At 44.4% G+C, this 13,198-nt stretch carries 12 protein-coding genes; 11 read left to right on the top strand and 1 reads right to left on the bottom strand.

Translation table 11 applies throughout. The features are described from left to right. Positions 1-7 precede the first annotated feature (7 nt). The 11 genes from ACZIX4_RS05945 to ACZIX4_RS05895 all read left to right on the top strand — a co-directional run bounded on the left by ACZIX4_RS05945 (position 8) and on the right by ACZIX4_RS05895 (position 7,685). Complete coding sequence (locus ACZIX4_RS05945; RefSeq protein ID WP_463334696.1) at positions 8-406, top strand: bactofilin family protein; 399 nt, start codon at positions 8-10, stop codon at positions 404-406. Beyond that, positions 384-605 carry an AtpZ/AtpI family protein gene (locus ACZIX4_RS05940; protein ID WP_463334695.1) on the top strand — a complete coding sequence of 74 codons (222 nt, stop codon included), beginning with the start codon at positions 384-386 and terminating at the stop codon, positions 603-605. Before ACZIX4_RS05945 ends, ACZIX4_RS05940 begins: the two co-directional genes overlap by 23 nt. Then, entirely contained in the window at positions 606-1,001 is a 396-nt protein-coding gene (locus tag ACZIX4_RS05935) for a hypothetical protein (RefSeq protein ID WP_463334694.1), read from the top strand. A 115-nt stretch (positions 1,002-1,116) separates the two neighbouring features. Beyond that, positions 1,117-2,346 (top strand): F0F1 ATP synthase subunit A, encoded by a 1,230-nt coding sequence (gene atpB / locus ACZIX4_RS05930; RefSeq protein ID WP_463334693.1) that lies wholly within the window; start codon positions 1,117-1,119, stop codon positions 2,344-2,346. 47 nt (positions 2,347-2,393) lie between these two features. After that, positions 2,394-2,591, top strand: coding sequence for an ATP synthase F0 subunit C (locus tag ACZIX4_RS05925; RefSeq protein ID WP_463334692.1), 198 nt, complete (start codon positions 2,394-2,396; stop codon positions 2,589-2,591). Between the two features lie 95 nt (positions 2,592-2,686). Beyond that, entirely contained in the window at positions 2,687-3,187 is a 501-nt protein-coding gene (locus ACZIX4_RS05920; RefSeq protein ID WP_463334691.1) for a F0F1 ATP synthase subunit B, read from the top strand. 10 nt (positions 3,188-3,197) lie between these two features. Then, positions 3,198-3,725, top strand: coding sequence for an ATP synthase F1 subunit delta (atpH, locus tag ACZIX4_RS05915; protein ID WP_463334690.1), 528 nt, complete (start codon positions 3,198-3,200; stop codon positions 3,723-3,725). Between the two features lie 55 nt (positions 3,726-3,780). Then, on the top strand, positions 3,781-5,355 hold the full coding sequence (gene atpA, locus ACZIX4_RS05910; protein ID WP_463334689.1) for a F0F1 ATP synthase subunit alpha: 1,575 nt from the start codon (positions 3,781-3,783) through the stop codon (positions 5,353-5,355). Positions 5,356-5,425: 70 nt separating this feature from the next. After that, on the top strand, positions 5,426-6,295 hold the full coding sequence (gene atpG / locus ACZIX4_RS05905; protein ID WP_463334688.1) for an ATP synthase F1 subunit gamma: 870 nt from the start codon (positions 5,426-5,428) through the stop codon (positions 6,293-6,295). Between the two features lie 96 nt (positions 6,296-6,391). Beyond that, a complete protein-coding gene (locus tag ACZIX4_RS05900) occupies positions 6,392-7,231 on the top strand; it encodes a hypothetical protein (RefSeq protein ID WP_463334687.1) in 840 nt (279 codons plus the stop codon). A gap of 16 nt (positions 7,232-7,247) precedes the next feature. Continuing rightward, positions 7,248-7,685 (top strand): DUF6438 domain-containing protein, encoded by a 438-nt coding sequence (locus ACZIX4_RS05895; protein WP_463334686.1) that lies wholly within the window; start codon positions 7,248-7,250, stop codon positions 7,683-7,685. Positions 7,686-7,741: 56 nt separating this feature from the next. On the opposite strand, the gene ACZIX4_RS05890 is transcribed toward ACZIX4_RS05895, so the two are convergent. Next, positions 7,742-13,096 (bottom strand): T9SS type A sorting domain-containing protein, encoded by a 5,355-nt coding sequence (locus ACZIX4_RS05890; RefSeq protein ID WP_463334685.1) that lies wholly within the window; start codon positions 13,094-13,096, stop codon positions 7,742-7,744. Between the last annotated feature and the right edge of the window lie 102 nt (positions 13,097-13,198).

Genomic DNA, 13,198 nt, shown 5'->3' with positions numbered 1-13,198 from the left:
TATGAGCATGTTTGATAAATCACAGAAATCGTATACCGACCTTTTAGGAAAAACCAACCGTATTGTGGAAGGCACTACCATAAAAGGCGATATAATATCTCAGGCCGACCTAAGGCTGGATGGCCATCTTGTGGGGAATGTTACTTCGCAGGGCAGGCTTGTTATAGGCCCGGCAGGCAGCGTAACCGGAGATATTAAGTGCAAGAGTGCCGATATTGAAGGTAAGTTTAACGGGCACATAGAGGTAGACGAACTGCTGAGCATAAAAAACAAGGCTAATATACAAGGCGATGTAGTGGCCGGTAAGCTGGCCGTAGAGCCGGGTGCCATTTTTACTGCCTCTTGTACCATGAAAAATGCCGTAAAAAACATCAGCCCCGCCAATGACAAACAACAGGCAGGATAAAAAGCCAAACAAGTGGCTGGTGCTGGTAAGCATCCCTACGCAAATGGGGATTGTTATTTATTTATCCAGCCTGCTGGGTACCTGGCTCGATGAAAAATACCCCAACCCAAACCAGCTGTGGTTTATAATATGCACCATGCTGGGCGTGGCTATAGCACTTTACAATGTAGTGCGCCTGGTAAATCAACTTAATAAATAAATGGACAAGAATTTTATAAGCACCGTGCTTAAAGTATCGGGTGCGGCAGTAGTGTTTTTAGTTGCCAATGTGTTGCTGTACCTTATACCCGGTATTGGTGTGGACACAAGTACATTTGTATACCCGGTATACCTTTCGTATGTGTTTTTCTATGTTTTCAGCCTTATAATATTGTTAGCACTGCATCTTATTGCGAAAAATAATGCCGCGCAGGCAGGCTATGTTTTTTTACTTCTTACCACGTTAAAAGTTGTTGCGGCCTATCTTTACATCCGCCCTGTTTTATCGAAAACGATTGAAGGCTCAGCGGAAAAAATCAATGTATTTGTTATTTTTATGTTATTTTTATCTGTAGAAGCCTATTTTACAGCGCAACTGTTAAACAAAAAACAATGAAATTTCTTATACCCTGACGAATCTTAAAAAAAAACAGTTTTGAGGCTATAGATATTAATTTAAATCATACCTTTGCGCAAAATTTCAGGACTGTAAAATTAAGATAGTTAATAAGATGGTGTTTACCGGACAATCTCTCAAGAACACAATAGCGGCCCTGCTGCTGGTTCTGCCCCTTATTTCTTCTGCTGATTCAACTGAGGATACGTTGCACGCCCAGCACGATACTGTTGCTGTACATGCCGAAGCCCCAGCCACACACGAGGCCCATGAAGGCCACGAGGCTGCCGGCCCTGTTGATGAAAAAGCAAAAATCGACGAGCACATTGCCCATCACCTTCAGGACTCTCATGAGTTTATCTTCTTTTCAGATGAAGAAACCGGAAAACAATACGGTTTCCCGCTACCTGTTATCCTTTATGATAACGGTGTGAAATTTTTTATGGCATCGGCATTTAACCATGGCGAAAGCGTGGCAAATGTAGATGGCAGCTACTACAAGCTATACCACAACAAAATTTATAAGACTGATGCTGCTGGCGACCTTAAACCGGATCACCACGGGCATCCTACAGTAGCACAGGCAATGGATTTTTCTATTACCAAAAACGTAGTGGCACTACTGTTCACTTCGCTACTACTGCTGTTGCTGTTTTCACGTCTTGCTAAAACCTATAAAAGCGGTCCCAACACTATACCTACAGGTTTCAGCCGTGTGCTTGAGCCGCTTGTGCTTTATGTAAGGGACGAAATAGCCAGGCCAAACATTGGTGAGGAAAAGTATAAGAAATTTATGCCGTTCCTGCTTACCGTGTTTTTCCTTATCTGGACGCTTAACCTTCTTGGACTTACGCCACTGGGTATAAACGTTACCGGTAACATTGCAGTAACATTATGTCTTGCAATATTTACCTTCCTTATTACACAATTCAGCGCTAACAAAGAGTACTGGGGCCACATCTTCTGGATGCCGGGCGTACCTGTACCAATGAAAATAATCCTTGCGCCAATTGAGGTGCTGGGTATGTTTACCAAGCCGTTCTCACTGCTTATCCGTCTTTTTGCAAACATTACAGCGGGCCACACCGTAGTTATGGGTCTTATCGCTATAGTGTATGTAGGTAAAGCGCAGTTGGGTACCGGCGGTAGTATAGGAGTTTCTATGCTGCTTACACTGTTCATCTCGGTAATAGAATTGCTTGTGGCATTCCTTCAGGCATTCATCTTTACCATGCTGTCTTCACTGTTTATCGGTATGGCAGTACAGGAGCATGAGCATCATCATGACCACGCACACGGCCATGACGACCATCACGTAGAGGATCCTGAGATCCCTGTGATCTAATTTTTGAAACAACTAATTAAGAACATTAATTTAATTAATTATATATCATGGAAATTCCAAGTCTAGTTGGAGCTGGCCTTATCGTAATAGGTGCTGGTGTTGGTTTAGGTAAAATCGGTGGTTCTGCAATGGATGCTATTGCCCGTCAGCCTGAGGCTGCTGGTAAAATCCAGACTGCGATGATCATCATCGGTGCACTTCTTGAAGGTCTTGCTTTCGGTGCCCTAATCCTTGGTAAAAACTAAGAAACAAACAAGATGCTATCTGCAACGGTTGGTTGCAGATAGTATTTTTACCACTAATTAGAAAAAAGACAACACCTATTTTATAATAAAGATATATGGAAAAGTTAATCAATGATTTTTCGTTCGGTTTATTCTTCTGGCAGGCAATTATCCTTGTGATAATCATTTTCCTGCTGGCTAAGTTTGCATGGAAACCTATCCTGCTTGCACTTGCTGCCAGGGAAGAAGGTATAGCTAATGCTATTGCTTCGGCAGAACTTGCCCGCAAGGAAATGGCTACGCTAAAAGCCGAGAACGATGCCATACTTAACCAGGCGCGTGCCGAAAGGGATGCGATTATGAAAGAGGCGCGTGAGATAAAAGAGAAAATGATAGCCGATGCAAAAGCTGAGGCTCAGGCTCAGGCTGATAAAATTGCTGAGGCAGCTAAAGCGGCTATCGCTGCTGAGAAAAACGCTGCAATGGCTGAGCTTAAAGGCCAGGTTTCTGCCCTTTCGGTAGAAATTGCAGAGAAACTGCTTAAAACAGAACTTTCTAACAAGGAGGCGCAAAACACCCTTGTAGAAAAAATGCTTGACGAAGTAAAACTAAACTAATTTCACCCGTATGAGCAGAGCTGCAGTACGATACGCGAAAGCAATACTAGACCTTGCACAAACACAGGGTAACGCTGCCCCGGTAGCTGCCGATATGGCGCAGATTACTGCTGCCGTACAGGAAAGCAAAGAGTTGTCAAACTTTTTGAACAGCCCTAATGTAAAAGGTGATACTAAATACAATGCGCTTAAGGAAATATTTGCCGGTGCGCAAAATGTAACCGAATCGCTTTTCCAGCTTTTAGCAGAAAACAAAAGGTTTGATATACTGCCTGCTATTGCAGCACAGTATAAAGTACAGTTTGATGCTGCCAGCGGTATAGAAACGGCTGTGGTAACTACGGCTTTCCCTATAGATGCGGAACTGGAAGCTAAGGTGCTGGCTAAGGTAAAAGAATTTACCAGCAGCCAGGTTACTATAAAAAACATAGTAGACCCATCTATAATAGGCGGGTTTATTATAAGGCTTGGCGACAAGCAATATAACGCCAGCATAGCTGCAAGGCTGTTAACCCTTAAAAGGGAACTGGCCAATTAACAACAGGCTATTATTAAAGTAGTACATAAAACAGGTAATTAAACTTAATTATACGATGGCAGAAATTAAAGCTGCTGAAATTTCAGCAATATTAAAGAAACAATTGTCCGGTTTTGAATCGGGTGCTACACTGGAAGAGGTAGGAACCGTTCTTCAGGTAGGTGACGGTATTGCCCGTGTTTACGGACTTAGCAATGCTCAATATGGTGAGCTTGTACAGTTTGAAAGCGGGTTAGAAGGTATTGTATTGAACCTGGAAGAAGACAATGTGGGCGTAGTATTGCTTGGCTCTTCTACCGGTGTTGCAGAAGGTTCTACTGTAAAAAGGCAAAACCGTATTGCTTCGCTTAAAGTAGGTGAGCAAATGCTGGGCCGTGTGGTAGATACCCTTGGTAACCCTATTGATGGTAAAGGCCCTATTGGTGGTGACCTTTATGAGATGCCACTTGAGCGTAAAGCTCCGGGTGTTATCTACCGTCAGCCGGTAACCGAGCCGCTACAAACAGGTATTAAAGCTATCGATGCCATGATCCCTGTAGGCCGTGGACAGCGTGAGCTTGTGATTGGTGACCGTCAGACAGGTAAAACTACCGTGTGTATAGACACCATCCTTAACCAAAAAGAATTTTACGATGCAGGCAAGCCTGTATTCTGTATATACGTTGCTGTAGGCCAAAAAGCTTCTACAGTAGCCGGTATTGCTAAGACCCTTGAAGAAAAAGGTGCTCTTGCTTATACCATCATCGTTGCCGCTAACGCATCAGACCCTGCGCCAATGCAGGTATATGCCCCAATGGCCGGTGCTGCTATAGGTGAGTACTTCCGTGATACAGGCCGTCCGGCTCTTATCATCTATGATGACCTTTCTAAGCAGGCTGTTGCTTACCGTGAAGTATCGCTTCTTCTTCGTCGTCCACCGGGACGTGAGGCGTACCCTGGTGACGTATTCTACCTTCACTCAAGGCTACTGGAGCGTGCTGCAAAAGTTATTGCTGACGACAGCATTGCTAAAGAAATGAACGACCTTCCGGAATCACTTAAACCGATTGTTAAAGGTGGCGGATCGCTTACTGCGCTTCCTATCATCGAAACTCAGGCGGGTGACGTTTCTGCATACATCCCTACTAACGTAATTTCGATTACAGACGGACAGATATTCCTTGAGTCTGACCTGTTCAACTCGGGTGTACGTCCGGCTATTAACGTAGGTATCTCGGTATCGCGTGTAGGTGGTAACGCACAGATTAAGTCGATGAAGAAAGTTGCCGGTACACTTAAGCTTGACCAGGCCCAGTACCGCGAACTTGAAGCATTTGCTAAATTCGGTTCAGACCTTGACGCAGTTACTATGAACGTAATTGAAAAAGGTAAGCGTAACGTGGAAATCCTTAAACAAAGCGTAAACGACCCTTATACTGTAGAAGACCAGGTAGCTATTATCTATGCCGGTTCTAAAAACCTGCTTAAGACTGTACCTGTAAACAAAGTGAAGGAGTTTGAAAAAGACTTCATCGCTTATCTTAACGCTTCACACAGGGCTACCCTTGATGCGCTTAAAGCAGGTAAATTTACCGATGAGATTACAGACGTGCTTGAGAAAGCTGCTGCTGAAATCGCTGCAAAATATTAATGTACCTACTTAATAATGTAGTAATGTACCAACTGATACATTGCTACATTGTTTCATTAAAGAATTAAAAATGGCAAACTTAAAGGAAATACGTAACAGGATTGCTTCCGTTTCATCGACCATGCAAATTACAAGCGCGATGAAAATGGTTTCGGCTGCCAAGCTTAAAAAGGCACAGGATGCTATTACAGCTATGAGGCCTTACAGCCAGAAGCTTACCGAGCTATTGCAAAACCTTAGCGCAACGCTGGAGGGTGATACAGGAGGTGTGTATGCCGAGCAACGCCCGGTAAACAAAGTCCTTATTGTGGCCATAACCTCTAACAGGGGTCTTTGCGGCGCGTTTAACACTAACGTGATTAAGCAGGTAAAAAACCTTCAGGATGTTACTTATGCCGGTAAGCAGGTAGATGTACTTACCATAGGCAAAAAAGGTAACGACGTGTTGAAGAAACTTGCTAACGTGGTGGAAAACCAAAGCAGCCTGTATGATGCACTTACCTTTGAAAACACTGCCCGTATAGCCCAGTCGCTTATGGACAGTTTTAAAGCCGGTGAGTACGACAAAATAGAGCTTGTATACAACCACTTTAAGAATGCCGGTACTCAGGTAATTATCACTGAGCAGTTTTTGCCACTGGTACCTGCCGAAGCTACTTCAGACGAAAGCAACAGCGAAGTAGACTACATCTTTGAGCCATCTAAAGAAGAAATCGTACTGAGCCTTATACCGCTTTCGCTTAAAACGCAGCTTTACAAAGCGGTTCGTGATTCATTTGCTTCAGAGCACGGCGCCCGTATGACGGCCATGCACAAAGCAACAGATAACGCTACTGCTATGCGTAACCAGCTTAAACTTACTTACAACAAGGCCCGCCAGGCTGCCATTACCGGCGAAATCCTTGAAATTGTAGGTGGTGCAGAAGCGCTAAACAATTAAATAAACAAAACAAACATACTAAGAGGCTGCCTACGGGTGGCCTTTTTTTATACTTTTATTTGTATAAATCCGTTTGCTGTAAAATACATTTTGTAAATGACTTTTAAGAATATAATAGTACCGGTGCTGTTTGTAGGCACTGTAGCTTTTGCACAAGGTAAAAAAGAGGTGACACTAAAACCGGTATATAAGGCAGAGACCACATACAGGCAAACATCATTGCAAAAGCATACCAATACCATCCGCTATAAGGCTGACCCGGATGTACTCCAGGTACTGAAAGACCAGGGCGCGGTAAACCCTACGGAACAAGCTACTAATATAGATTTTACCACAGAAACCAAAACCGGGAAATCGCTTGACGGGAAGTCGGTGCCGTTAACGGTTACGGTTGTAAAACTTCCGGATGCTTTCGCGAAAAAAGGCATTACAAATGGTGTAAAGGTATATGGTACCGCCGAAACCGGTGGCCAACCGAAACTTGATTCTGTTGCAGCGCCGGATGTTGACAAACAGCTCAAGAAAAACCTGCTGGATATACTGGAGGCTTCCATCAGTCCGGCTACGTTTCCTGATAAGCCCTTTAAGCTTGGCGATACCCAACAGATTATCACGACCGTGAGTATCCCGCTACCCGGGCATACGGTAGATATGGATATGATATCTGCCTATACGCTTACCGATATAAAGAAAGGTATAGCCCAGTTTGATATTGTAATTACGTACAAGCTGAAACAGCCCGACCCTAATTTCAGGATTATAGCAGAGGGTAACGGTAAGGGCACTATGAGCTATGATATTAAAAATGATTTCCCGTTACAGCAGCAAAGTACTACGATTACGCATATCGACTTTTCGTATAAACAATTTGACATTGAAATGAATGCTAACCTGCATTATGAGAATATGGCAGTAGTTACGCCTGATAAGAAATAGTAAAAACCAACCTCCCATGAAAACCAATTTTACACTTCTTTTGGCGGTACCTATCCTGATGTGCTGTGCCAAACCTGAAAAAGAAAAGGTGCTAACACTCAAGGCGCACCTTGACGCTTTTGGTGTGGAAAGCCAGAATTTCCCAACGATAGATGCTGTTATTGATTTTGAAAAAGATACAGGTTCAGGAAAAAGGGCATATTATGATCCGCAATTCAAGCCTACAACGTATACAATCCCTAAAACTGAAATTCAAAAACTGGAATTGGCACTCAACCAAACCCAACTATCTGTATTAAAGAAAAAATATTCGGCAGGGAATATTTCAGACCAGCCCACTTCAACCATTACAATAACAACTACCCGTGGCACCTACACGATAGAAGATTATGGCGAAGCAGGAGAAGAACCACTGAAACAGGTTTACAATACAGTATATAAATTCGAATATTAGCAAATGAAAAACGCCACCCCTAAGGGTGGCGTTTTAACACTATTGAATTACCTAAACTATTGCTTCACAACTTTTACAGTGGTGATTTTGTTTCCGGCAGTTACTTGCAGGATATAAGTTCCGGTAGAAAGCCTTTCTATATTCAGTTGGGTTTCGGTGCCGTTAGCAGTTTGTTCAGTAACGGTCTGACCCAGGAGGTTAATAAGCGTAAGGTGGCTTATTGCTGCACCCGATTTAACGTTGATAACGTTAGTGGCAGGGTTAGGGTAAACAGTAAGTGACTGGTTTCCGAATGAATCGGTACCTGCTGTAATGTGTACTGTAATAGCAGTAAGTGCGCTGTCGCAGCTGCCATTGCTTTGGCCTACATAGTACGTAGTACCATCAACAAGCGCTGTAAACGGATCAATTTCCACATACACATCTCCATCCAGTGTAAACCAGGTAACATCAGTACCTGTACCATACGCTACATCAAGGTCAGCCAATGTTTGGCCTTCTGTAAAGTTCTGGTCAGCTTCTGCAACAGGAGCATCCGGTGTAGCAGTAACAGTGATGCTTACGGCAGCAGTAGTACTTGTACAGCCGTTAACAGTTTGTGTAACGTAATACGTAGCAGTTTCAAGTGCAGTACTAGCCTCAATTGGTTCACCACCTTCTGTAGCATACCAAGTAATCACAGCACCTTCGGTAGCAGTAATAGTTATGTTTTCTACAGTAACATCACCACAGAAAGTTTGTGTATCAGCTGTAGGAGCATCAGGTATAGCATTAACAGTAACACTTACCGAACCTAAAGTGCTTGTACAGCCGTTAACGGTTTGTGTAACGTAGTAAGTAGCAGTTTCAAGGGCAGTAGTAGTTTCGATAGCTTCACCAGCTTCGGTAGCATACCATGTAAGGATAGCACCTTCAGCGGCAGTTACATCAAGGTCAGCAACAGTACCGCTTCCGCAGAATGTTTGTGCATCGGCAGTAGGTGCAGCAGGAAGTGCAGTTACAGTAACACTAACTGAACCTACAGCACTTGTACAATCACCTACAGTCTGAGTAACATAGTAAGTAGCAGTTTCAAGGGCAGTAGAAGCCTCAATAGCTTCACCACCTTCAGTAGCATACCATGTAAGTGTAGCACCTTCAGAAGCTGTTACATCAAGGTCGGCTATTGTAGCGCTTCCGCAGAATGTCTGTGCCTCGGCAACAGGAGCATCAGGAAGTGCATTGATAGTAACGGTTACCGCAGTAGCTGTACTGGTACAGCCTGCTACAGTTTGTACTGCATAGTATGTACCCGCAGTAAGAGCGGTAGTATCTTCAAGCGCTTCACCACCCACAGTAGCAGTCCACATAACTATAGCTCCCTCAGCAGGAGTTACGTCAAGGTCAGCCACAGTAGCGCTTCCGCAGAATGCTTGTGCAGCATCAGCAGTAGGTGCAGCAACAGTGTTTATTGTAACAACCACTGGTGTACGTGTACTTTCGCAAGTACCTGATAGTTGAGATACAAAGTACACACCGCTGGCAAGTACAGTGGTATTGGCAAGAGCAGTAGTAGCATCTGCAGTAGCATACCATTTAAGTGTGTTGCCTGTAGCAGCAGCAGCTACAAGGTTAGCCACAGTAGCACCTGAGCAGAATGTCTGGTCACCTGCCGTAGGAGCATCAGGAGTAGTACACAGCGTAGTGAAACTGCCTGTAATGTAAGATGACGTACATGCAGTGTTTATAGCCTGTGCACGGTAGTAGTATGTAGTTAACGGGCTAAGTCCGCTAACAGTAAGTGAAAGTGTAGTTGTTGTAAATGGCGAACCTGCAACCGGAGTTGTAAATGCAGCATCGGTATATACCTCATAGCTGTATGAAGAAGCAGCGGCGCTACCGGCCATAAGGCCAAAGTTTACACTGGCTCCGGTAGCCGTAGCGGTAGTAAAGGCTGTGTTAAGCACAGGACACTCGTTAACCAGCTGGCCCGAAAGTGCAAATACATGCGGCACCGGCTCAGTAGTACCTGTAGAAGTTTTGGTCACTGTTATAGAAGCAACTTGCTTGCTCTGGTTTTCAGTGGTTATAGGAAGGGTAACATAGAATACTTTTGAAGCACCTGTTTCTACGTTTCCGGTAGCATTTGCCCTGTTGGCACGGCCTATGCCTGATACCAGCGCAGGCTGGGCTGCAGTAGCGTTAGCATACCAGTCAAGAAGGCTGAAGCTAGTAGCTGCCTGGTTAGTACCATCCTGGAAATTAACCTGAACCGAAATAGTAGAAGGCCCACTACCTGAAGTTACCGCAAGGTACAGGTTAGTAAGTTTTACAGGGTTTGTAAGTGTAAGTGTACCTGTACCGTTTTGTGCAGGTATCCTAAGTGAGTTGTTGTTGCTATAATCCTGAAGCAGGAACGTAAGGCCGGTAATACCAGAATTGGTAAGCCTCCTGTCTACAGGAAGACCTACTGAAGTAACCGAACCTGAAGCAGTGTTTTGATAGTTAAGCGCTATGTAAGCATTGCTGACACCGTCAACAGCATTAGTAGTGCTAAGGTTAGCAATACCGGTACCATTTGCTATAACGTCATCGCTATAACCGGTAGCATCAAGCGGAGTGTATTGGCTCTGAGTTGTAAAGCTAAGTGTAGAAGACCATGCATCGTTATCGCAACCTGTGGTTTCAGCTTTAACACGGTAGTAGTACGTAGCGCCTAAAGTAAGTCCGCTAAGTGCATAACTGTTTGTAGTAGCAGTGTAAGTGCCGAAAAGTGCAGTAAGTGCAGCATCGGTATATACTTCTACAGTATAGGTAGGTGTAAGGCCACCGTTACCCAGTACAGATGTCCAGTTAAGGTTAGCACTGTAGTTACCTATGTTACTGGCACCTGAGTTTACCGTAGCTATAGCACAGCTGGTAGCATCGGTAGAAGCTACTGTACTGTATATAGGGCCAAAGCAAGTGATACCACCATCGTTGTATGCAAATGCATAGTAGTAATAGTGGCTGTTAGCCGGTACAAAGTCGCTAACTGTAGGTGCAGTAAGGCTGTTAGCTACTACTGTACCACCGCCAAATGCAGTACCTACTGTGTACGTAGTACCGTTTACAGGCGTAGCAGAAAGTGTAGCGGCAGTACTGCGTATTACAACATAGCCGGTAGGAGCAGTAGCCGGTGCAGTTACCGCTACAGAAATAGCAGAAGCTGTTACATCTGAAGCTGCTAAAGTAGGAGCATCCGGAGTTGTACAATCAGCAGGCTGTGTAGCAACTGTTATGGTATAGTCTTCGGCATCACCGTAGCTTATGTTACCACATGCAGTAGAAGTATAAGTATAATACCTTGACCTTACCCTCATACGGTAGTTTCCAAGAGGGGTACCGGCAGGTATGGTTATAGTACCCGAGAATGCCGTATTGCCCGGAGAAGTTGTGCCACCGTTTACAACAAGTTCAGTAGCCTGGTCAAACACAAGGTCCTGGTTCCAGTCTACCCAAATATCTACAGTAGTAGTAGTACCGCTTTTTGTACCTGAATAGCTGAAGGTAGTACCGGCAGCTTTGGTTACGATTTGCGTAGCACTGTAGTTAGTATATGCAGCATAAGATGAGCCGTTACTTATGTTAGTATAACCACCTGTTGTAGCAAAGTTAGTTATATAGTAAAGGCTCGGCGTGTTTGTGGTGGTAGGTATACAGTAGTTAGGTGTAATGGTAGCACTCGCCCAAGAGCTGTAATCTCCACTGCCACAGTTTGAACGTACATACAGGTAATATGTAGTACCCATAGTTGTATCGGCAGTAAATGATGTTCCTGTTATAGGAGTACCACTGCCTGTAGGGGCGCCTGCCGTGGTAGAAAGTACGTACTCATATCCTTCAGGGGCAGTACCTAATGTAGGTGCGCTCCAGCTAAATGTGCTGCTGGTAAATGTAAAAGTCGCTGCAAGGCCTGTAGGGAAGTAACAGGTAGGCGCAGGAAGTACGGTAATTGTGTAGTCTTCAAACTCACCATTATTAGCCGGTCCGCAACTATTGGTGATTGCACCAGAGAAACTGTTGGCTACCCTCATACGGTAGTTTCCTGCCGCTTGAGTACCCGGAATATTGATAGTACCGTTGTAGCCTGCTGTATAACTTGTTGTAGCCACAACCGCTTCACCAGAATCGGTGAAATCCATGTCGCCATTCCAGTCTATCCAAACATAGTAATAGTGTGTACCGGTGTTTGTGCTTAACGCAATGTTAAACGAGCTGCCCGGTATTTGTGATACTGCCTGGGTAGATGAGAAGTTTGCATAACCCGCAGTACCGGCAGCAGTAGCGTTACTTATGTTAGTAGCGCCGCCTGTGGTAACTACGTTAGTAAGCCAGTAGCTTGTACTGGATGCAAGCCCTGTAGGGGTACAATATCCTGTATAGAAGCTTCCTGAAACATAAGCAGAGTCGCAAGTGCCGTTGTTAGCCTTAACCCTGTAGTAATAGGTTGTTTCGGCAGTAAGGCCGGTTACAAGCTGTGGAGCAGCAGTTATACCTGTTATTGGCGTGCCAACAGGAATTGTAAAGGCACTGTCAGTATATACTTCTACAGTATAAGTAGCACTGGTAGCGCCTGTACCGAAAGATTCTACAAGCCAGCTTATGTTAGCCGAAGTAGCACTTGTAGGTGAAGCCGATACCGAAGCTATAGATGGACACGCGCCAACTGTTTTACCCGATACTGCAAAAATATTCGGAATTTTAGACTCAGAGCCTGTGTCTGTTTTTGTAATGGTAACGCTGTTAATAAGCTTTGACTGGTTAGCGGCCTCTACAGGTACCGATATTTGGAAAAGCTTAAAAGGCCCTGTGTTGGTAACACCGGAAGTACGCTTTACGCGGCCAATGTTATTAATCAGTGCCGGGGTAGCCACAGGGGCATTATCATCCCAGTTGGTTACGTTAAGGCCGGTTACGGTTTGTGACGTACCATCGGCAAAGTTCAGCTGTACGCTGATTACCGAACTGCCATCACCCGAAGATGCGGCAAGGTAAAGTGTAGAAAGCGCTACAGGAGTTGTAAGGGTTAATGTACCCGAACTGTTTTGGTTCGGCAGCCTCAACGAGTTGTTGCCCGAATACGGCATCATGTTGAATGTTAAGCCGCTAAGGTTAGGGCTAGTAAGCAACCCATCCAAAGGCAAACCGTAAGTAACCGGTGTGCTGGTCTCTGTAAGAAGGAAATCTAAAGAGTGGAATGCAAAGTTTGCACTGGCATTTTGGGAGTTATCTACCGAGGTGGTAGTAGATGCACTGGCGGCACCCGTACCATTGGCAATAACATCCTCATTGAATCCCGTTACAGGAATAGCCTGGTAACTTTGGCTAAAGGCGGTACCTCCGCACAATAGCAGAAGCCCCCCATAAACAAGGCGTAATGTTTTTTTCATAAAATAGGTTAATAGAAGTGTATTTTTCTCGAAAATAAAAATACCTAAAAAATACTTTGCTTTTTTTTAACACAATGATTATCACAAAATAGCTTCCTGTTG

Source organism: Flavobacterium niveum, assembly GCF_055231775.1.
This window is presented reverse-complemented; position numbering and strand designations above follow the sequence as displayed.